23 protein-coding genes are annotated in these 20,968 nt (G+C 59.9%); 20 read left to right on the forward strand and 3 right to left on the reverse strand.

All coding sequences use genetic code 11. From position 1 onward, the window contains the following. The first annotated feature begins 39 nt into the window (after positions 1-39). From DW195_RS03945 to DW195_RS03975, 7 genes are all read left to right on the forward strand, one after another. Entirely contained in the window at positions 40-897 is an 858-nt protein-coding gene (locus DW195_RS03945) for a PTS sugar transporter subunit IIC (protein WP_089572605.1), read from the forward strand. Beyond that, the gene (locus tag DW195_RS03950) at positions 897-1,724 is read left to right on the forward strand and encodes a PTS system mannose/fructose/sorbose family transporter subunit IID (protein ID WP_118205915.1); all 828 of its coding nucleotides are present in this window, start codon (positions 897-899) and stop codon (positions 1,722-1,724) included. Before DW195_RS03945 ends, DW195_RS03950 begins: the two co-directional genes overlap by 1 nt. 197 nt (positions 1,725-1,921) lie before the next feature. Then, complete coding sequence (locus DW195_RS03955; RefSeq protein ID WP_089572607.1) at positions 1,922-2,248, forward strand: hypothetical protein; 327 nt, start codon at positions 1,922-1,924, stop codon at positions 2,246-2,248. Between the two features lie 104 nt (positions 2,249-2,352). After that, entirely contained in the window at positions 2,353-2,793 is a 441-nt protein-coding gene (locus tag DW195_RS03960; protein ID WP_158550938.1) for a MarR family winged helix-turn-helix transcriptional regulator, read from the forward strand. A gap of 401 nt (positions 2,794-3,194) precedes the next feature. Beyond that, positions 3,195-3,659 carry a 5-(carboxyamino)imidazole ribonucleotide mutase gene (gene purE / locus DW195_RS03965; protein WP_118205916.1) on the forward strand — a complete coding sequence of 155 codons (465 nt, stop codon included), beginning with the start codon at positions 3,195-3,197 and terminating at the stop codon, positions 3,657-3,659. Between the two features lie 36 nt (positions 3,660-3,695). Further along, positions 3,696-4,700, forward strand: coding sequence for a class B sortase (locus DW195_RS03970; protein ID WP_118205917.1), 1,005 nt, complete (start codon positions 3,696-3,698; stop codon positions 4,698-4,700). A 68-nt stretch (positions 4,701-4,768) separates the two neighbouring features. Continuing rightward, the gene (locus DW195_RS03975) at positions 4,769-5,185 is read left to right on the forward strand and encodes a molybdenum cofactor biosynthesis protein MoaE (RefSeq protein ID WP_233540805.1); all 417 of its coding nucleotides are present in this window, start codon (positions 4,769-4,771) and stop codon (positions 5,183-5,185) included. A gap of 109 nt (positions 5,186-5,294) precedes the next feature. Here DW195_RS03975 and DW195_RS03980 read toward each other — a convergent pair whose 3' ends face one another. Next, positions 5,295-6,524, reverse strand: a complete 1,230-nt coding sequence (locus DW195_RS03980) for a putative ABC transporter permease (RefSeq protein WP_118205919.1) — start codon at positions 6,522-6,524, stop codon at positions 5,295-5,297. Between the two features lie 294 nt (positions 6,525-6,818). Here DW195_RS03980 and DW195_RS03985 point away from each other — a divergent pair, with 294 nt between their 5' ends. From DW195_RS03985 to DW195_RS04045, 13 genes are all read left to right on the forward strand, one after another. Beyond that, positions 6,819-8,489 (forward strand): amidophosphoribosyltransferase, encoded by a 1,671-nt coding sequence (locus DW195_RS03985; RefSeq protein ID WP_118205920.1) that lies wholly within the window; start codon positions 6,819-6,821, stop codon positions 8,487-8,489. A 157-nt stretch (positions 8,490-8,646) separates the two neighbouring features. After that, positions 8,647-9,750 (forward strand): phosphoribosylformylglycinamidine cyclo-ligase, encoded by a 1,104-nt coding sequence (purM, locus tag DW195_RS03990; RefSeq protein ID WP_118205921.1) that lies wholly within the window; start codon positions 8,647-8,649, stop codon positions 9,748-9,750. Continuing rightward, complete coding sequence (purN, locus tag DW195_RS03995) at positions 9,740-10,438, forward strand: phosphoribosylglycinamide formyltransferase (protein ID WP_117634666.1); 699 nt, start codon at positions 9,740-9,742, stop codon at positions 10,436-10,438. The genes purM and purN overlap by 11 nt, the downstream gene beginning before the upstream one ends. 151 nt (positions 10,439-10,589) lie before the next feature. Beyond that, positions 10,590-10,934, forward strand: a complete 345-nt coding sequence (locus tag DW195_RS04000; protein ID WP_117629795.1) for a type II toxin-antitoxin system RelB/DinJ family antitoxin — start codon at positions 10,590-10,592, stop codon at positions 10,932-10,934. Then, the gene (locus DW195_RS04005; protein ID WP_199408615.1) at positions 10,931-11,398 is read left to right on the forward strand and encodes a PIN domain-containing protein; all 468 of its coding nucleotides are present in this window, start codon (positions 10,931-10,933) and stop codon (positions 11,396-11,398) included. Before DW195_RS04000 ends, DW195_RS04005 begins: the two co-directional genes overlap by 4 nt. Before the next feature lie 65 nt (positions 11,399-11,463). Beyond that, on the forward strand, positions 11,464-11,928 hold the full coding sequence (locus tag DW195_RS04010; RefSeq protein ID WP_117634664.1) for a PTS sugar transporter subunit IIA: 465 nt from the start codon (positions 11,464-11,466) through the stop codon (positions 11,926-11,928). 134 nt (positions 11,929-12,062) lie between these two features. Next, a complete protein-coding gene (locus tag DW195_RS04015; protein WP_118205922.1) occupies positions 12,063-13,283 on the forward strand; it encodes a peptidylprolyl isomerase in 1,221 nt (406 codons plus the stop codon). 54 nt (positions 13,284-13,337) lie between these two features. Next, positions 13,338-13,781 carry a GatB/YqeY domain-containing protein gene (locus DW195_RS04020; protein WP_006235801.1) on the forward strand — a complete coding sequence of 148 codons (444 nt, stop codon included), beginning with the start codon at positions 13,338-13,340 and terminating at the stop codon, positions 13,779-13,781. Positions 13,782-14,153: 372 nt separating this feature from the next. Then, positions 14,154-14,885: an amino acid ABC transporter ATP-binding protein gene (locus tag DW195_RS04025; protein ID WP_055251548.1), complete on the forward strand. Its 732-nt coding sequence runs from the start codon at positions 14,154-14,156 to the stop codon at positions 14,883-14,885. A gap of 8 nt (positions 14,886-14,893) precedes the next feature. Then, positions 14,894-15,769: a transporter substrate-binding domain-containing protein gene (locus DW195_RS04030; protein WP_118205923.1), complete on the forward strand. Its 876-nt coding sequence runs from the start codon at positions 14,894-14,896 to the stop codon at positions 15,767-15,769. A gap of 24 nt (positions 15,770-15,793) precedes the next feature. Further along, complete coding sequence (locus DW195_RS04035; protein ID WP_118205924.1) at positions 15,794-16,540, forward strand: amino acid ABC transporter permease; 747 nt, start codon at positions 15,794-15,796, stop codon at positions 16,538-16,540. Between the two features lie 3 nt (positions 16,541-16,543). Then, positions 16,544-17,182, forward strand: coding sequence for an amino acid ABC transporter permease (locus DW195_RS04040; RefSeq protein WP_118205925.1), 639 nt, complete (start codon positions 16,544-16,546; stop codon positions 17,180-17,182). A 171-nt stretch (positions 17,183-17,353) separates the two neighbouring features. Beyond that, on the forward strand, positions 17,354-17,977 hold the full coding sequence (locus tag DW195_RS04045) for an AAA family ATPase (RefSeq protein ID WP_118205926.1): 624 nt from the start codon (positions 17,354-17,356) through the stop codon (positions 17,975-17,977). 461 nt (positions 17,978-18,438) lie between these two features. On the opposite strand, the gene gltA is transcribed toward DW195_RS04045, so the two are convergent. After that, positions 18,439-19,848, reverse strand: coding sequence for an NADPH-dependent glutamate synthase (gltA, locus tag DW195_RS04050; RefSeq protein ID WP_118205927.1), 1,410 nt, complete (start codon positions 19,846-19,848; stop codon positions 18,439-18,441). Further along, on the reverse strand, positions 19,839-20,678 hold the full coding sequence (locus DW195_RS04055; protein ID WP_006235793.1) for a sulfide/dihydroorotate dehydrogenase-like FAD/NAD-binding protein: 840 nt from the start codon (positions 20,676-20,678) through the stop codon (positions 19,839-19,841). The genes gltA and DW195_RS04055 overlap by 10 nt, the downstream gene beginning before the upstream one ends. Between the last annotated feature and the right edge of the window lie 290 nt (positions 20,679-20,968).

The following is a 20,968-nucleotide window of genomic DNA, read 5'->3' on the forward strand; positions in this document are numbered from 1 at the left end:
CCTGGGGAAAGGGGCTGAGGAATAAAGAAAGGGGAAAGCATGGCAATCAATGCATTCCAAGCCGCGCTGTTCGGCCTGTTCGCCTGCCTGGCATCACTGCCTGGCATGGGCGGCACGACGATCGGCAACTACACTCTGGGTCGTCCTCTGGTCGCCGGCCTCATCGTCGGCATCATCATGGGCGATATGCAGACGGGCATCCTCGTCGGCGCTGCCATCCAGGTTGTCTACATCGCTCTCGTGACCCCCGGCGGAACCGTCTCCGCCGACGTCCGCGCCGTGTCCTATATCGGCATCCCGCTGGCGATTCTCGCCATCAAGAACTCGGGCATCGATCCCGCTTCCGCCGAGGCTGCCGGCATGGCCGCATCCCTCGGTGCCGCCGTCGGCACGCTCGGCACTGTGCTCTTCTATGGCACCGCCACCATCAACCTGGTGTGGCAGGGCATGGGCTGGAAGTGGCTCGAGAAGGGCGATCTCCACAAGCTCTACCTGGTCAACAACGTTCTGCCTTGGATTGGTCACATCGTCTGCTCGTTCCTCCCGACGTTCATCATCACCATGGGCGGCACCGCAATGGTCGACCTCATGAAGACCTACATGCCCATGGACGGCATCGCGATGAAGACGCTGTTCACCGTCGGCTCGCTGCTGCCTACCGTCGGTATCGCCATCCTGCTCAAGCAGGTCATCTCCAAGCCGACGGACTTCCTCACGTTCTTCTTCGGCTTCACCCTGTCCGCTGTCATGGGATGCAACCTGATTGCCGCTGCCGGCATCGGCTGCTTCTTCGCCCTGATCAACTATGAGATCGCTTCGCTCAAGATCGACCTCGCAAACGCTCCCAAGGCAGCTATCGCCTCGGGCTCCGATGATGAGGAAGAGGAGGACATCTAATGGCAGAGAAGAAGAAACTCTCTAAGAAAACGCTTGCCAAGTCGTTCCGCAACTGGTCCTATGGCAACCTGACTTGCTTCTCGCAGGAGCACATGCAGACCTTCGGTTACCTGTGCGCCATGCTTCCGATCGTCGAGGAGCTCTACGACACGCCCGAGGAGCAGAAGCAGGCCCTCCAGACCTACTCCGCGTTCTTCAACACCGAGCCGCAGATCGGCACCATGATTGTCGGCGTCACCGCCGGCCTCGAGGAGGCTCGCGCAAACGGCGAGGCCATCGACGACGACGCCATCAACGGCATCCGCGCCGGCCTCATGGGCCCGCTCGCCGGCCTTGGCGACTCGCTGATCGTCGGTACCCTGATCCCGATCCTGCTCGGTATCGCCCTCGGTCTCTCGACCGGCGGCTCCCCGCTCGGCGCTATCTTCTATATCGTCGTGTGGAACCTGCTCATGTACCTCGGCATGCGCTTTGCCTACAACCAGGGCTATGAGCTCGGCGGCAAGGCGGTCGAGGCACTGGTCGGCCCCAAGGCAAAGGCTCTTCGCGATTCCATCGTGATGGTCGGTACCATGGTCATCGGTGCAGTCGGTGCTACCTGGGTCTCCATCACCTGCAGCCCCAACCTGGTGCTGCCCGGTGGCGGTAAGTTCCAGGACACGCTCGATGGCATCTATCCGCACCTGCTGCCGATGGTCTTCATCATCTTCTGCTGGTACATGATGACCAAGAAGAAGGTCAACCCCATCGTTATGATGCTGATCCTCGTTGTGATCGCATTCGCGGGCGTTGTTATTGGCTTCTTCGACCCGGCGCTGAGCTACTAGTCATCATCCTTTGACCCCCTGTAAGGCCGTGCGGCCTCAACCGCACGGCCTTCTGATTTTGCGCCGCCCTTCAAGGGCAATATGGCCAGCGACCTCCATCGCCTACACGACACCCGCTATATTGCTCTTGAAAGATGACGTATTCGAAAAACGATGTTCTTGCACCATGATGCACGCTTTGCACGAGGAGGACCCATATGCACGAGAAACACGGACACGACCTTTCGCGCGACGACTTGATCCGCGAGGCAAAGATGCAGACCGATGCTATTCAGCGGCTCAACGTTTGGCTGCGCCTGGGCTATTCGCTCGTGGCGATTGGCTTTTTGATGGGGATGTGGGGTATGCAGGGAGGCCCCGGCTGGGGTGTCCCCGTGGGCATCGTGTGCCTGGTGGTGGGCACTCCGCTTTCGATCGTGCTTAAGGTTGGCACGACCAACGCCAAAAAGAATGTCGAGCGCATGCTCGAGGCCGCGGGTATCGACGTTGAGGAGCTTATGCGACGCAAGAAGGACGAGCAATAGACTTCCGCGTTGGGGTATCATAAATAATTGTTGCGAATGTTAACTAATGTACGGCAAATGACGGTTTTATGGCCCTTCTAGAGTTGCAAAGGACAATATCCCCAGTGGATTACGATGACGTCGCTCGAAAACTGATTGTGTACTCACGTTCCCTTGCCAAGGGATCCTTGAGTGCTGCCGGCGGCGCCAGTGTGGGCGAGGCACCGGTTTTACAGTATCTATCGGGTATTGACGGTGATGTCATTCCCTCCGAGATTGCCAAGAAGCTGAAATTCTCCCGTGCGCGCATGTCGCATATCTTGGATTCACTCGAGAGCAAGGGTTACGTTCAGCGCAGGACTGATCCAAACGATCGTCGGCGTGTGTTGGTGAGCATTACCGAGGAAGGCCGCGATTTTGCGGCGAAAAAAAATGCCGAGAGTGTGGCATCGCTCTCGAAACAGCTCTCAGCGCTTGGCGAGCACGATGCTCAGGAGCTCGTGCGCATCCTGAATAAAGCCTACAGCCTTACCTATGATGCCGACGACTACCTGGACAATCTATAAGGATGAAGGCAGACATTTAGGTGCATCATGAAATGCATCCGGGGCAATTGTGCCCATCAGCCACCGTCAACATCTCATTCCAAACAAAATCAGCCAACGTACGTCATAGCAATCCCCGGTAGGTCGAGGGTGCCCCGCGGCGGTCTGGTGTTTTCATCTGAACGACTTTGCGAAGCAACCGGAGCTCATTTATTTCAGCCAACGTACGTCATAGCATTATCCGGTAGGTCGCAGGGTGGCGGCTGAGCCTTTCCCTCGGGAAACTTCGCGAAGCCCAGTTCCCGAGGGAAAGGCTCAACCGCCACCACAAAGACCGCAGGGACGGGAGCAGCTATACTACTCTCAGTAGTTAAGGGTCGCGGATTCGCCGCGTCACCGCTCTCAACAGGAGGTCTTTGTTTATGGCAGATCAAAAGCCGGTTGTCGGGATCATCATGGGCTCTAAGTCCGATCTGGGCGTTATGGAAGGCTGCACCGCCGAGCTCGAGGCGCTTGGTGTGTCCTATGAGCTCGTCATTGCGAGCGCACACCGCACGCCGGCGAAGGTCCACGAGTGGGCCTCGACTGCTGCCGATCGCGGTATCAAAGTAATTATCGCCGCCGCCGGCAAGGCCGCTCACCTGGGTGGCGTCGTGGCTGCCTTTACGCCGCTGCCGGTTATCGGCGTGCCCATGAAGACGAGTGACCTGGGCGGTATGGATTCGCTGCTGTCGATGGTGCAGATGCCTTCGGGCGTGCCCGTGGCCTGCGTTGCCATCAACGGCGCCAAGAACGCCGCCATCTATGCCACGCAGATTCTGGGTGCTTGCGACCCCGAGTACCGCAAAGTTATCGAGAAGATGAAGCAGGAGATGGCCGACGCCTAAGCGGCTTGCCACTCCGCTGTAATCATAGGGAGAGTCATGTCCGACTATCAGGGAAAACGTTTCTCGGCTTCTCAGATCCCCGATCCATCCAAGTCGGGATCGGCCCGCTCCATGCAGCAGGGTCGGGCATCCTCTCCTCAACAGGCTCGTGCGCCGCGCCCCGTAACGCCGACGTCCCATCGCCGTCAGGATACGCCGGCTGCGTATCGCCCCTCGTCATATGGCACGGCAAAGAAGCGGACCCGGACGACGAGGCAACCGAGCGGCGCTCCGTCCAGCTACACCGAGCCGCCGCGCAAGAAGCGCCGCTCCATCATCCCCATTCTGCTCATCATCGTGGGCATCGGTCTGATTGTCGCCGCCGCCGCCATCTTTATCAATGCTCAGATTGGCTATAAGCAGGCGAGCGATTCATACCAGAAAATCGAGAAGCAATATGTAAGCGATAAGGACGCTAGCGGCGTGCCGATTATCGACTTCGATGCGCTTGCTCAGACAAACCCCGAGATTGTGGGTTGGATTTACGTGCCGGGAACCAACATCAACTATCCCGTGGTGCAGACCAACAACAACTCCAAATACCTCAACACGCTGTTCGACGGTACGGCCAATGCGTCCGGGGCCATTTTCCTGGATAGCGATGACACCGCGCCGGGAATGGTTGACCAGCAGACCACGATCTACGGCCACCACATGAATGACGGGTCGATGTTCAACGTGATTTCGGACACCACCGACCAAGCGACATTCGATAGCATCGAGTACGTGTATTACATCACGCGCGATGCAACGTATAAGCTGCGACCGCTGGCGACCAAGGTCGTCGAGGATACGTATGCCAAGGCGCGCACGCTTAATTTTGAGGGTGACGACGGGCTCAAGAACTACCTGTCCGAGATGCTCGACGGTGCTTCGGCAGTGGCGAGTGATGCAGGCGATCGCGCTGCCTCGGCAACCAAGGTCGTGACGCTCGTGACCTGTCGCTCGCTGTCATTTAGCAATACGCGCGCCGTCATGGTGCTCACGCCGGTCGAGGAATAGATTGTTAAGAGTAGCTAAAAGAGCCCCGTCCCAAATGAGCTGCTCGATGACGGTAAAAGGAGGAAATGATGCTCGAGAATGGCAAAACGATGCCTTCGATTGATGCTTGGCTGCGCGAGGCCAAAGCCGATTCGTCGGCGCCTGCGTGCGGTATGTATCTGACGCATAACGGTGTGGTGCGTGCGACGCCCAAGGCCGAGGTGCGCGGAGTCGAGACCGATGGCGTGGCGCCGGGCCACAGGGTGGGAGGCATGGTCTTTGACTACGACGCCGAAAAGGTGCGGTCTGCTATTGAAGCCACGCGCGCGATGCCAGGCATCGGCTATGTGCGCGTGTGGCTAGCGAGCGGCGAGCTTTCCGTGGGCGACGATATCATGCTCGTGCTCATTGGCGGAGACATTCGTCCGCACGTGGTCGATGCCCTGCAGTCGCTTGTCGGCACCATCAAGAATGAATGCGTGAACGAGGTAGAGCGCGAGGCATAGGGCTTTGCGATCGATTCGAGCCCATCTGTAGCAAGAGCCCGCTGGCAGTTAGATTGAACTGCCAGCGGGCTTACTTGTCCGTTGGAACCGACCTGCAGCAGCGCCAGCGCTATACGCGTGTGGCGTCCTTGGGGCTCATGGTCATGCTCTGGAAGCGATTTTCCATGTATTCATTATCGAAGTACGTGCCGTAGAACTGCGCAACGGGAATATCGTTGACCGTGCCGTTGACGCGCTGATACCAGTAGTCGAGCGATTGCAGCGTCATGACGCCGTCGACCAGCATGATGATGGTAAAGATGACGGTGGCTGAGTAACGACTCTTCCAGGGAATCATGTTAATGAGCTTGAGCAATCTTGGCAGCAGCAGCTTGATCCAGATGAGTCCGCCCAGGCCCCACAGGCAGGCGAAGCCTGTGCAGGTGCGTCCGCCCGTAAGCACGGCGAGTGGATCGGGCATGCCAAAGAGCTTCATATGCGAGTAGCTCCACGAGACCACACCGAACGAGGTCTGCATAAACCAGCCCACGAACACCTCAAAGCTTGCGCCAAGTAGGGCGCTCACCAAAAAGATAATGATGGGGTTCTTTTTGTAGAAGCGGTTGAGCACCATGGTCATGAGTACGGCGCCAAATCCGTAGATGGGGCTGAAGGGGCCAAACAGCATGCCGGCGCGGTTCTGGTAGACGCCCGGGTCGTTGACCGTCATATGCCAGATGTCCTCCAGGATGAGGCCCAGCACGCAGCAGACAAAGAATACCCAGAACAGGTTGAAGTAGTTGAGCTTGATGTAGCCTTCGCCGGTCTCATCGCGGCCGAGCATGCCCTCGGCGGCGGCGTCGCGATCGAGCATCTCCTGCAGGCGGCGCTGCAGCTCGCGCTCCTGACGAAGCGTGGGGTCGACGGTGGCCGAAAGCGCGACGAGGATGCCGAGCTGGATGGCGGGGCGCAGCAAGAACGGTCCGATACCCTGGAGCATCACGTCGACCAAAAGCTCAATGACGGTAAATGCGATAAGGATATAGGACAGGCGCGCGGCGTTGCGGCGCTGGTCCTTGATGAGGTCCAGGCCGAAGATGATTAGGATGACGGCACTTGCCGCAGAGAGCATGATGCCGGCGACGATAAGGCCGACTGCGACGAGCGTGTTGTCGCCGAGGTTGGCGGCGGCGTTGCCGTTGATGAGCGCGGTGATGACCTGCCACATAAAGGCGCCGACCGAAGGGAGCGTGCCCACGCCGGACAGGATGCACAGGACGGCGTACACCTTAATGATGAGGGGGATCTTCTTGACCTCCGTGGCGCTGGGGACGCTGGGGTCGAGTTCGTTTCGATCCATACATAACCTTTCTCGTTTTGCTGTAGGTACAAGGATACGCCGCCGACCTGCCAAAAGACAGGACGAACGTCCCAATTGCAACAATGCAAGCCCCAACGGCGGGCGAGACGCGTCGTAACGGAAGTATGCGGGATCGTCGGCCCCGAGGCGGTTGCCCAATAAAATGTTTGGCTGCAAAACGGATTATTAGCTCGGTGGGCTTTTAAAAAGCGCTGTTCATGCGCGGGAGTGCTTGTCTTGCCGTGCGTATAATAGGGCAGGTAACGCCAAATAACGAGGCTCTGAGGGGATGCCATGTCTCAAGAAACCATCCACGCGGCCGAGCGTGCCGCGGGACAGGTGAAGACCATGTCGACGTATGATCCGGACTCCGACCAGCTGCATGAGGAATGCGGCATTTTTGGTGTGTGGGCACCCGATCGCGATGTGGCTCGACTGACGTACTTTGGTCTGCGCGCGCTGCAGCATCGCGGCCAGGAATCGGCGGGAATCGCCGTGGGTGATGGCGGCACGGTTATGGTCCGCAAGGATCTGGGCCTGCTCGACCGCGTGTTCTCCAACGCCGACCTGTCGACGCTCTCCGGTCAGCTGGCCGTGGGTCATGTGCGCTACGGCACTGCCGGCGCCAAGAGCTGGGAAGCCTCTCAGCCGCATCTTTCCACCATCAACAGCGTCATTATCGCGCTTGCTCACAACGGCACTCTGGTCAACACCGACGAGCTGCGCCGCCAGCTGATCGAGCTGGGCGTGCCGTTCCTCTCCAATTCGGATTCCGAGGTCGCGACCAAGCTTATCGGCTACTTTACTCAGCGTACAGGCCATCTACGCGAGGGTATCCGCAAGACGATGGAGCTCGTGCGCGGCGGCTACGCCATGACGCTCATCAACGAGCAGGCGCTCTACGCATTCCGCGATCCTCACGGCATTCGCCCGCTGGTGCTTGGCAAGCTCGTGGACGAGGGCCTGGATCAGGCTGACGCCGCTTCTGTTTCGCAGCTGCCCTCGCAAGACGGCGCCGCGACGGTTGACGCCACCACCCATGTCACCCGCGCCGGCGGCTGGGTCGTCGCCTCCGAGACTTGTGCGCTCGATATTGTGGGCGCCGAGTACGTCCGCGACGTCCGTCCCGGTGAGATTTTGCGCATCAGCGCCGAGGGCCTTGTGTCCGAGCAGGGCGTGCCTGCCGCCGAAGAGCCTGCTAACTGCATCTTTGAGCAGGTCTACTTCGCTCGCCCCGATTCCATCATGAACGGCAAGAGCGTCTACGCCTGCCGTTATGACATGGGTCGTCAGCTGGCACACGAGGAGCCCGTCGAGGCCGACCTGGTCATCGGCGTGCCCGACTCCGGCCTGCCGCCCGCGGAGGGCTATTCGCATGAGAGTGGCATTCCCTTTGGTGAGGGCCTTATCAAGAACCGCTACGTGGGTCGTACGTTTATCGAGCCTACGCAGGAGCTGCGCGCCATGGGCGTGCGCATGAAGCTCAACCCGCTGCGCGACAACATCGAGGGCAAGCGCCTGGTCGTCATCGACGACTCCATCGTGCGTGGCACCACTATGGTGCAGCTCGTCAAGATGCTACGCAACGCTGGCGCCAAGGAGATTCATATCCGCATCAACTCGCCCGAGGTCATCTGGCCGTGCTTCTACGGTATCGATACCGACGTGCAGTCGCAGCTTATCAGCGCCAACAAGACGGTCGACGAGATTTGCGAGTATATCGGCGCCGATTCGCTGGCCTTCCTTTCGGTCGAGGGCCTGCTTAAGGTCATGCCCAAGGGCGGCTACTGCGACGCGTGCTTTACCGGTCGTTATCCCGTGGCGATTCCCGAGAGCTTTGGCCGCGACAAGTTTATGGAGGGCTTTAAGCCCCGCAACCTGGACAAGCCGCTGTACTTTGACGACGACGCCGTGGTCGAGAAATACGACGACCGCAGCTGGGAAGAGGAGCACGGCGAGGCCTAAAACCTGCCATATGGGGACAGGTATATTTTGGTAGGTTTTACCTGCTGTTTTGTTGATATGACGGCGGGTGCTGTTATGGCACACGCCGAAATGAACGCAATTATGAGCACCGTTTGGCGCCCGCGCGGCGCCACGGTAGTGGGAGAGGAAGGCTCAGATGAGCGACAGCAAGCATGTGACGTACGAGGACGCCGGCGTCGATACCGCCGAGGGCGGTCGCGCCGTCGACGCGATTAAGCAGATGGTCAAGGACACCAATCGTCCCGAAGTTATCGGCGGCATCGGCGGCTTCGGTGGCCTGTTCTCGGCTGCCGCGCTTAAGGATATGGAAGACCCGATCCTGATCAGCGGTACCGACGGCGTGGGCACCAAGCTCGTGCTCGCCCAGATCATGGACCGTCACGAGACGGTGGGCCAGGACCTGGTCGCTATGTGCGTCAACGACATTTTGGCTTCGGGCGCCGAGCCGCTGTTCTTCCTGGACTACGTTGCCATCGGTCACATCGAGGCCGAGCACATGGCAAAGATCATCAAGGGCGTGGCCGATGGCTGCAAGCTCGCGGGCTGCGCGCTCGTGGGCGGCGAGATGGCCGAGCACCCCGGCGTCATGGCTCCCGCCGACTACGACCTCGCCGGCTTTACCGTGGGCGTCGTCGACCGTCCCAAGATGCTCGACCCCGCGAACGTTCGCCCCGGCGATGTGATCCTGGGTCTGCCTTCCACCGGCGTGCACTCCAACGGCTACTCGCTCGTGCGCAAGGTCATCGGCGTCGACGGCATCAAACCGGGCACGCCCGAGGCCGCCGCTAAGGCCGAGGAACTGAGCCGTCCGCTCGAGGAGCTTGGTGGTGCATCGCTGGCAGACGCCCTGCTGGCCCCCACGCGCATCTACGTCAAGCCGATTCTGGAGCTGCTCCGCGGTGGCGCCAACGTTCACGCCATTGCCCATATCACCGGCGGCGGCATCACCGAGAACCTCAACCGCGCGCTTGCCGACGACGTCGACGCCGTGGTCACCCGCAACGGTGCCGAGATGGGTTGGGACGTTCCGCCCGTCATCACCTACGTGTCGCGCCAGGCCGAGCTCGCGCCCAACGAGGCATGCAAGACCTTCAACATGGGCGTCGGCCTGTGCCTGATCGTCGCCCCCGAGGACGAGGCCGCGGTTGCCGAGGCCCTGGTCGCGCTGGGCGAGAAGCCGTTCCGCGTGGGCGAGTGCGTCGAGGGTTCCGGTAAGGTCGTGTACTCCGATGAGCGCTAACGATCAGATGGCTGCTAGTGAGGGCCTGGGCTTTGTGCCCTACACCCGTCCGACCGGCACCGATACGGCAGAGCCGCTCAAGATCGGTGTGCTCATCAGCGGTTCGGGTACCAACCTGCAGGCGCTGATCGATCTGATCGCCGCCGGCAAGCTCAACGCTTCGATTGAGCTTGTGGTGTCGAGCCGTCCTTCGGCCAAGGGCCTGCAGCGCGCTGAGCGCGCGGGCATCCAGACGCTCACGCTGTCCAAGGATGTCTACGCCGACCCTATTGCCGCCGACGAGATCATCGCGCACGAGCTTCTCGAGCGCGGCTGCGAGTATGTGGTCATGGCCGGCTACATGCGCATGGTGCACACGCCGCTGCTGGCGGCGTTTCCCAACCGCGTGGTCAACTTGCATCCGGCGCTGCTGCCGAGCTTTACCGGTGCGCATGCGATTGACGATGCCTTTGCGCGCGGCGTCAAGGTAACTGGCGTGACCGTGCATTTTGCCAACGAGATCTACGACAACGGTCCCATCATCGCCCAGCGCACACTGGCTGTTGAGGAGGGCTGGGATGTCGACACGCTCGAGGAGCACATCCACGCGATTGAGCACGTGCTGTATCCCGAGGTCGTGCAAATGCTCGCCGACGGTCGCATCCACGTGCTGGAGAACGGCAAGGTGGCAGTTGACCCGGCGCGCTAGTCGCTTGAAAAAGGGTCTCCTTGGTTTCCTTGAGATGTAAAAGCTTCATCAGAACCAAGAAATCTGATAGGGCCTCGTCCGTGTGCGGGCGGGGCCCTTTTGCGTGGCCTTTCATGTTTGCTATACTGCTAGCAGATAGAGAGGAGCCGCTATGGGTACAGCAACGGTGCAGCTCAACACGCGAATCGATCCTATGCTCAAGGCTGGTGGCGACGCGGTCCTAACTCGCAATGGATTGGGGGCGAGCGATGCTATTCGTGCGCTTTGGGTCTATCTTGTCGAGCATCAAACGTTGCCGGGATTTATGGTGGCGGATAAGCGCGAGGCGCCCCGTGCGGAGAGCCTGGCCGAGCAGGGGTGTGGCCTAGCTTTTTCCTCGTTGGGGCTAAGCGCTTCGGATTTTGCGCCAGGTGGATCATCTGCGGAAGACTGGGATGCCGTACGAGATGATATGTATGACGCGATGATTGCCGACATCGAGGCGAATTGCCGATGATCGAGGCAAAGCGGCTCTTGGTGGACACGAATGTTTGGCTTGATTACTACCTGCAAGAGGGCGCATTCGACAACGTGAGAAGATTGGTTGAACTGGCCGAAGCGGGAAAGATCGACCTTCTGTACGCGCCAACGACGGCAAAGGACGTGTTCTACATCTTGCCTCGGCGTCTAGCTCGACGGAATGTGAATGGGATTAACGCTTCGTTCGGTCCGGCTGCATGGGCATGCGTCGAGCATATGATGCAGGTGGCAACGGCTTCCCCGCTTTCGATGGCGGAGTGCGAGATGGCGCGCATGCTTGGCAAGCGCATGCCGGACCTCGAGGACAATCTCATTATCGCCTCGGGCGATACGGCGGATGTTGACTACGTAGTCACGAGCGACCGACGCATGTTGGAGACGATGCCCGAGGTATGCTTGACGCCCGCGCGCGCACTCGAGCTCATCGGGATCCTCGGCTAACCTTGCATACCCCGTTTCGCTATCATATTGAGCATTGTGGCCCTCATGCAACTTTGGAGGACGGTATGGCGGATAACGAAGCACTGTTTACGCCTGAGCTGGTGTTTTTTGATTGGGAGTGTGCGACGCCCGCCGAGGTGTTTGCGCGACTCGAAGGCGAACTTGCCCCACGCGGCTACATCTGCACCGGTTGGCTCGACGCCGTCCGCACGCGCGAGGATGCCTATCCCACGGGCCTTGCCATGCCGGCGGCCAACATCGCCATCCCACACACCGACCCGGGGTTTGTGGCCAAGCCCTATATCGCGGTGGTAAAGCCCGCCGCGCCCGTGACGTTCAATGCTATGGCCGGCATGGGTGCCCCCGTGCCGGCGCAGATCGTCATCAATTTGGGTATTGCCGAGCCGGGCGGCCAGGTCGAGGCCCTGCAAGCGCTCATGAATATCTTTATGGACGCGGACGTCGCAGCCGATGTGCTCGGCCAGACCACGCCCCAAGGCATGGTCGACGCCATCCGCCGCCACTTTTAAAGCCGGCACTTGGGGACTGTCCCTAACTGCCGGCAGAAAAGGAACGTCCCCAAGTGCCAGGGTTGCCCCTTTGTCGCGGGGGCTGCGTTGTGACACAATGGCGTTTGTTCGATTCGTGATGCGAAAGGCCAACTATGGCAAACAAGAAAAAGAACTCCGAGGCCGCACCGACGCCCGAGCAGCAGGCCCGCGCCGCGTCGAGCTCTCGTAAGAAGCAGCGCAAGACGTACGTGTCTAAGACCGTCAAGATCGTTCTGGTGGTCATCGGCGTGCTGGCGATGCTGCTTTCCGTCTCGGCCATGGCATGCTCCGGCCTTATGTCGCAGGCAGAGGATACCTCGGGCTACAAGCTTACCGGCGGTGTGGCTGCCACTATCAACGGCACCAACCTCACCGAGGACACCGTGACAAAGCAGATCATGAGCATGCGCACGTCTTACGGCTACACCAAGGACAAGGACTGGGCGCAGTATCTGGTCGACAACGACCTCACGCCCAAGAAGTACCGCAAGCAACTCATCGACTCCTACACGCAGCAGATTCTGCTCCAACAGGCACAGAAGGAGAACGGCGTGACGGTGTCGGACGAGGAGGTCGAGAAAGCCTGGAAGGACGCGTGCAAGAGCGCGGGCGGCGCCAAGACCTTTAAGAAGACCCTTAAGACCTACGGCTACACCGAGGACACCTATAAGAGCTCGCTCAAGGAGAGCCTGGCGCAGCAAAAGCTCAAAGATGCCGTGGCGCCCACCAGCAAGCCCAAGGACAGCGAGATCGTCGATTACATCAACGAGAACCTGTCGAAGTACAACGATGCCCGCCGCTCGTCGAACATCCTGATCAAGGTTGATTCCGATGCGTCCGATGAGGACAAGGCTGCCGCCAAGGCTAAGGCGCAGGAGTGCCTGAACAAGATCAACTCCGGCGAGCTGAGCTTTGAAGACGCCGTGAAGCAGTATTCCGACGACACCGGCTCCAAGGAGAAGAAGGGTGACGTGGGCTGGGACAAGCTCACCACCTTTGTCGACAGCTACCAGACGGCACTCGAGGGGCTCAACAAGGGCGATGTGAGCGACGTGGTCGAGTCGACGTACGGCTATCACATCATCAAGTGCACCGACTACTTCCATGTCGATAATCAGGTCGATGACATCAACCAGGTGCCCAAGGCCATCAAAAAGTACGTCTCCAACGTGGTGAAGACGCAGGCGGCCAGCACTGCGTATAGCGAGTGGCTAGAGCAGTACAAGAAGGATGCTGACATCACCGTCAATCCCATGCCCAAGGACGTACCCTATAACGTGAGCCTGAAGGGCGTCACCAAGAGTTCGACCGACGATTCGTCGACGACTGAGTAATCATGGGGCGGTGCTCGCGCGAGTGCCGCCCACGCTATTAGAGAGGATTTGCAGATGACCAACGAAGAGCTGCAGAAGGAAATGATCGCGGCCATGAAGGCCAAGGACAAGGTTCGCCTGTCCATCATTCGCCAGGTCAAGGCCGAGGTGAAGAATATCGAGGTTAACGAGCGCCGCGATGTGACCGAGGAAGACGTCAATAGCATGATCAAGCGTCTGATTAAGCAGACGAGCGAGACGCTGGAGATGTCCATCAAGGCCGGCACCGACCAGGAGCGTACCGACAACCTGACCGAGCAGGTCAAGATTCTGGAGAGCCTGCTGCCCGCGCAGGTTTCGGGCGAGGAGCTCGAGGCCCTGATCGAGCAGGTCATCGCCGAGCTGGGCGCCACGTCCAAGAAGCAGATGGGCCAGGTCATGGGCGCGCTCGGCAAGGCCACCGGCGGCAACTTCGATAAGCCGGCAGCAGCAAAGATCGTCGGAGCCAAGCTCGCGTAATTTGTTACGCGGTTTTACCAAACCGCGTAACGGCTCGACGCTGCAAACCCGTACACACGGCAATCTGACGTTCAATTTCAAGGGCGCGACCATAAGGTCTGCGCCCTTTCATTTCACGTCACCTTGCTCGCGTGTACGGGTTTTCGCTGACTTATGCTCAACAAGGGCGGTTGTATTATTTTCGGTGCTCATTGGGGACAGACTTAAATGAGTACCCACGGGGGGTACTCATTTAAGTCTGTCCCCAATGAGTGAGCGCCAATGAGTGGGTGAAAGGTTGCGGGTTCTTTACGGGAATGCAGTGTGGGCTGCGGGAACGCGTTTCTTTCCGTACAATGATGCAATTCGTGTAAACGCAGGGAAGGGACATTCATGGCAGACATGATCGAGATCAAACATCTCAACAAGTACTTTGGCGACCTGCATGTGCTCAAAGATATCAACCTCACCGTCAAGCGCGGCGAGAAGCTCGTAATGATCGGGCCTTCCGGTTCGGGTAAGTCGACGCTCATCCGTTGCGTCGATTATCTGGAGGAGCCCACGTCGGGCGAGGTCATTATCGACGGTACGCCGCTCACCAAAAAGAACCACCTGGAGATGGCTCGCAAGTATAGTTCCATGGTGTTTCAGCAGTTCAACCTGTATCCCAACATGACGGTGCTCGGCAACCTGACGCTCGCGCCCATCAAGCTGCAAAAGAAGAGCAAGGAGGAGGCGACCGAGATCGCCATCGCCGCACTCAAGCGCGTCGGCATGGCGCATAAGGCCGGCGAGTATCCGCAGAATCTCTCGGGTGGTCAGCAGCAGCGCATCGCCATCGCCCGTGCCCTGTGCACCAAGCAGCCCATCATCCTGTTTGACGAGCCGACTTCGGCGCTCGACCCCGAGATGGTCCAGGAAGTCCTGGACGTTATGATTGAGCTCGCGCAGGAGGACATCACCATGATCTGCGTGACGCACGAGATGGGCTTTGCGCGCCAGGTGGCCGACCGCGTCATCTTTATGGAGGACGGCCGCATTCTGGAGGAGGGCACGCCCGAGCACTTCTTCGATAACCCCGAGAACCCGCGCTGCCGCGAGTTCCTGTCCAAGATTCTGCACTAGGCGCGGTGATGGACATGACGGATATGACGAGGGCGGCCGTGTCGCGCCGTCACTTTTTGCAGCTGGCGGGTGCCGGCATGCTTGCGCTGACGGGGACCGCGCTTACCGGTTGCGGCAACTCCACCAGCGGCGAGGGCTCCGACAAGGGGTCCAAGCTTGCGGCCATTAAGTCGCGTGGACATCTGAATGCCGGCGTCAAGAAGGACGTTCCCGGCTATGGCTATTACGACACCGCCAAGGGTCGCTTTGAGGGCATGGAAGTCGATTTGTGCTACCAGATCGCGGCCGCCGTCTTTGGCGTGAGCTACAAGGATGCTCGCGCCCAGGAGCTGGTCGAGTTTACCGACGTAACGCCCAAGACGCGCGGCCCGCTGATCGACAACGGCCAACTCGATGTGGTCGCGGCGACCTACACCATCACCGACGAGCGCAAGAAGAGCTGGGATTTCTCGACGCCGTATCGCACCGACTACGTGGGGCTCATGGTCAAGAAGCGTTCGGGCTTTACCTCGATTGAGGACCTGGACGGCAAGGTCATTGGCGTGAGCCAAGGTGCCACCACGCAGGGCCTGATCGAGCAGATGATCAAGGACAACGGTTTTAGCTGCAAGCCCGAGTTTAGGGCCTTTAGCGGCTACCCCATCATCAAGAGTTCGCTCGACGCCGGCAATATCGACGTCTTTGCCATGGACCGCTCTACGCTGGCAGGCTACATGAACGAGACCGTCGAGCTGCTGCAGCCCGAGGTCAAGTTTGGCGAGCAGGGCTACGGCGTGGCGACTAAGAAGGGCTGCGACCTTTCGGCCGTGGTCGATCAGGTTGTCTGCGATCGCCTGGCCGACGGCTGGCTCGACCAAGAGGTCAAGACCTGGGGTCTTGTGTAGGCGCTCGGCGTAGGAAGGAATCAAATGCTCGAAGGATTGTTTGACGCCGACCGCTGGTCGACGACATTTCAAAACATGGGGCCCTTCTGGGAGGGCTTTGGCGTGACGCTGCAGGTGGTCGTTGCCGGTCTGCTGCTGTCGCTGGTGCTGGGCACGCTGCTGGGCGTGTTCTCTACCACCCGCTCGCGCGTGCTGCGCGCCATAAGCCGCGTGTACGTGGAGTTTTACCAGAACACTCCGCTGCCCGTGCAGGTGCTCTTTATGTACATGGCCGGCCCGCAGTTTTTGCAGGCCATAACCGGTGCCGACCAGCCGGTGCGCATTGCGCCGTTCGTGTTGGGCTTCTTGGGCGTGGGCCTGTATCACGCGGCCTATATCTCGGAGGTCATCCGCACCGGTATCGAGGCGGTTCCGCGCGGTCAGATGGAGGCGGCCCAGAGCCAGGGCTTCACCCGTGCGCAGGCATACTGGTACATCGTGCTGCCCCAGACGTTCAAGATCATTCTGCCGCCACTGTGTAACCAGGCGCTCAACCTGGTCAAAAATACGTCGGTGCTGGCGCTTGTGGCCGGCGGCGACCTTATGTACTGTTCCGACAACTTTGTGAGTCTGTACGGTTACCTGCAGGGGTACATCGTCTGCTGCCTTATGTACTTCATTATCTGCTTTCCGCTCGCCATGCTGGTGCAGTGGCTCGAGCGCCGCTCCAAGGAGCGTCCGCGCGGTGTGAGCCTGGCCGAGCTGGGGCTCGACAACGTAGAGGAGGCCTAGCGCATGGAAATCTTCAACGCGACCAACCTGCTCTACATTTGGGGCGGCTTTGTTAAGACCATAGAGATCTCGGTGCTGTCGATCTTTTTCTCGCTCATCTTTGGCACGGTGCTGGCGCTCGTTAAAAGCTATGCGCCCCGCCCATTCCGTATTCTGGTGAGCGCCTATATCGAGCTGTTCCGCTGCACGCCGAACCTGCTGTGGATCCTGTTTATCTACTTTACGGTGCAGGGTTTGGACATTGTGATTTCGACCATTGCCTTTACGCTGTTTACCAGCGCCGTTATGGCCGAGATTGTGCGCGGCGGTCTCAACTCGATTCCGCGCGGCCAGTTTGAGGCAGCGCAGAGCCAGGGTTTTGGCTTCTTTGCCACCATGCGCTACATCATTCTGCCGCAGACGTTTAAGACGATCATTCCGGCGCTGTTTAGCCAGTGCGCGACCGTCATCAAGGACAGCTCGTATCTTTCGGGTATTAACGTGGCCGAGCTCATGTACACGGCAAACGTCGTGATGGCCCATGCGATCGACCTGTCGCAGGTGCTTATGCTCTACAGCCTGGTGTTTGCGATGTACTTTGTGCTCAACTTTGGTATCTCGCTGCTGGTCCGAGCCTATCAGCGCCGTATTGTGGCCGCATAGTCCTGCTTCCCCAAGCACGGCACCTTGCCCCTCAATCGTCGCTTGCGTACATTTAGTACGCGGCGCTCCTCTTTCGGGGCAATCTGCCGCACTTGGGAAACCAGGACGGTCGTAAGTGACAAAATGGGGATCAGGAATCGCCTATTTTTCATTTGTTAGAAAGGAATCGCGATGAGCGATCTGGAGAATAAGAAGAATCCTGTGGTCATTACCATCGCGCGCGACTTTGGCGCCGAGGGCCACGAGATTGGTCGCATGCTTGCCGACGAGTTGGGGATTCCGCTGTACGATAACGAGCTTCTGGTGCGCGCGTCGCTGCGCGCGGGCGAGTCGCTCGATAAGATGGCCGCCTATGACGAGCGTCTGGCCGTGGAGAACATGGCGTTTCTGCCCGACCGCTACGACGCCCGCTCGTACTCGGACAAGTTGTTCCAAAAGATGAGCCAGGTGATTTTGGACCTGGGCGAGACCGAGAGCTGCATTATCGAAGGCCGTCTGTCCGATTACCTGCTGCGTAACAACCCCAACCATATTGCCGTGTTGGTGACCGCCCCCTTTGAGGACCGCGTCGAGATTGTCCGCAAGAAGCGTGGCCTTAACAAAAAGAAGGGCGCCAAGCTGGTCAAGCAGCAGCAGAAGGCGCGCGAGGTGTTCTATAAGCGCTATAGCGCCGGAAAGTGGAAGATGACGAGCGGCAAGGATATCGTCGTCAACCGCGCTAAGCTGGGACGCGAGGGCTGTAAAGACGTCATCGCCGCTGCCTACCGCTACAAAGTGGCTCAACTCGAAGGCTAGCCGACCAAAAACCACCACAAAGGGTACAGGCACCTTTGTGGTGGTTTTTGTTTTAGGCCGAGGGGAAGGCCTTGGCGGCAGTGCCTATCCTCGGCTTTTGCATAGTCTCGATCTGTAACACCAAGCCAGCGAAAATGGCTCTAACTGTTACAGATTTAGATGAACCGTTCGGCCGTCAGCCCAACGTCTTGATCTGTAACACCAGGCGGCATATTTGGTCTCTAACTGTTACAGATTGAGATGCGGCGTGGGCGGCCGGCACAATATCTCGATCTGTAACAACTGCAGGGCTCAACGGACTCCAGCTGTTACAGATTGAGACAAAACGACCGGGCAAGTCCCAAACCACCACAAAGGTGTCTGCCCCATCGTGGTGGTTTGGGCGGCCGGCATAGAAAAAGCCCCCGCCGGGCGTGTGCTCGACGGGGGCTTTGCCGTTTGATGGCTAGCACTGCAGGTGATTACTCGCCCAGCAGGCTCTTGGTGATGGAAGCGGCGGCCTTCTTGCCGGCGCCCATCGCCAGAATGACCGTAGCGGCACCGGTGACGATGTCGCCGCCGGCCCAGATGCGGGGATCGGTGGTCTGGCCGGTCTCCTCGTCGGCAACGATGTAGCCCCACTTGTTGAGCTCCATCTTGCCGCCGATCTTCTTTGCGAAGGGGTTGGCGTTGGTGCCGATAGCCGAGATAGCGACGTCGCAGGGGATCTCCTCGATGGCGCCCTCGATGGGCACCGGGCGGCGACGGCCGGACTCGTCAGGCTCGCCGAGCTCCATCTTCTGGACCTTGACGGCGCACACGGAGCCGTCTTCGCCAGCGACAAACTCGAGCGGGGAGACGAGCGGCAGAACCTCGACGCCCTCGGCCTTAGCATGGTGCAGCTCGGCGCGACGGCAGGGCATCTCGTCCTCGGTACGACGGTAGGCGATGATGGCGTGCTCGGCGCCCAGACGCTTGGCGGTACGGACGGCGTCCATAGCCACGTTGCCGCCACCAAAGACGACGACGTTCTTGCCGTGCTTGGTGGGGGTGTCGTACTCGGGGAACTTGTTGGCCTTCATCAGGTTCACGCGGGTGAGGTACTCGTTAGCGAAGAAGACGTTGGGCAGGTTCTCGCCGGGGACGTTGAGGAACTTGGGCAGGCCTGCGCCGGTCGCCACGTAGATGGCGTCGAAGCCCTGCTCGAACAGCTCCTCGGCCGTGGCCATATTGCCCACGACGGAGTTGTACTCAAACTTGACGCCCATGTCCTCCAGGCCGTCAATCTCGCGCTTGACGACTGCCTTGGGCAGGCGGAACTCGGGGATGCCGTAGACCAGCACGCCGCCGCCGGTGAAGAAGGCCTCGAAGACGGTAACGTCAAAGCCGTTACGGGCGAGCTCGCCGGCGCAGGTGATGCCGGACGGGCCGGAGCCGACGACGGCGACCTTCTTGCCGTTCTTGGGGGCCATCTTGGGCGTGGAAGCGAGCTCGGGGTGGTCACCCAGGAAGCGCTCGAGCTGGCCGATGGCCACGGGCTCGGACTTCTTACCACGGATGCACTTGCCCTCGCACTGGTTCTCCTGCGGGCAGACGCGGCCGCAGATGGCGGGAAGCATGGAGTCCTCGCGGATGGTATCGAGAGCGCCGCCGAAGTCCTTCGCGCGGATCTGCTCGATAAAGCGGGGGATGTTGATGTTGACGGGGCAGCCCTCAACACAGAACGGCTTCTTGCAGTTGAGGCAGCGCTCGGCCTCGGCCAGCGCCATCTCCTCGGTGAAGCCCTTGTCGACGGGGCGGAAGTCGCAGGCGCGCTCGGCAGCCGGCTCCTCGTTATCGGGGGTGCGGGGCGACTTCATATCGGCAACGAAACGGCCGTTAACTAGTGGCATGCGCAGCTCTTTTCCTCATAAGCCTTGAGGGACTCGCCCTCTTCGGAACGGTAAGCGGCCTGGCGGGCACGAAGGTCATCCCAGTCGACCAGGGTGGCATCGAAGTCGGGGCCGTCGACGCAAGCGAACTTGGTCACGCCGCCCACCTCGACGCGGCAGCAGCCGCACATGCCGGTGCCGTCAACCATGATGGGGTTGAGGGACGCGGTGATGGGGGTGTCGTACTTCTGGGCGGTGAGGGTCGAGAACTTCATCATCGGAACGGGGCCGACGCAGAAGACCTGGCTCACGGCCTTGTCCTGCAGCAGGCGCTCCAGCGGAGCGGTGACAACGCCCTGCTCGCCGTAGGAACCGTCATCGGTGGTGATGTGGATGTGGTCCTCGTCGAGGAGCTCGCGGAACTGGTCCTCCATGAGCAGGAGGTCCTTGGTGCGGGCGCCCATGATGGCGTGCACCTCGTGACCGGTCTCGACCAGGTGCTTGGCGACCGGGAAGGCAATTGCCAGGCCGACGCCGCCGCCAATGACGGCGCAGGGGCCCTCGGCCATCTCGGTGGGAACGCCCAGCGGGCCCACGACGTCGCGCAGCGACTCGCCGGCCTCGTAGGTGGACAGCATCTCGGTGGTCTTGCCGATCACCATGAAGATGAACTCGACCCAGCCCTCGTCACCGTTCCAGCCGGCCAGGGTAAACGGGACGCGCTCGCCCGTCTCGTTGGCGCGGACCATGAGGAACTGTCCAGCGTGCGCATGCTTGGCGATTGCAGGCGCCTCGATGCGGAACTTGAACACCTTCTCCGAGAACTGCGTCTTCTCCAGGATCTTATACATAGAACCCCTCTCTTGTTAGGGCTGCCGAACCGTGCCTCCACGGAAATGGACGGTAGCCCGAATAAAACCGTACGCGCACAGGCGTTGTGCAGACATACGGTGCAAATTATACCCTCATGGACATGCCGTTTACGTGTATCTTCGGCGGTTGGGAAAAGGGTTTATCCCGTCTGACCAACCAAAAAGGGGCGGGTTTATTTTGGCAGGTTTTATCAGGCAAAACGGCAAAGGGGGCCGGCCTCGCGCTTTGATGAGGCCGACCCCCTTTGGGGCGTTATGCATGTATGGTG

Source organism: Collinsella sp. AM17-1, from assembly GCF_003470665.1.
GTDB lineage: Bacteria > Actinomycetota > Coriobacteriia > Coriobacteriales > Coriobacteriaceae > Collinsella.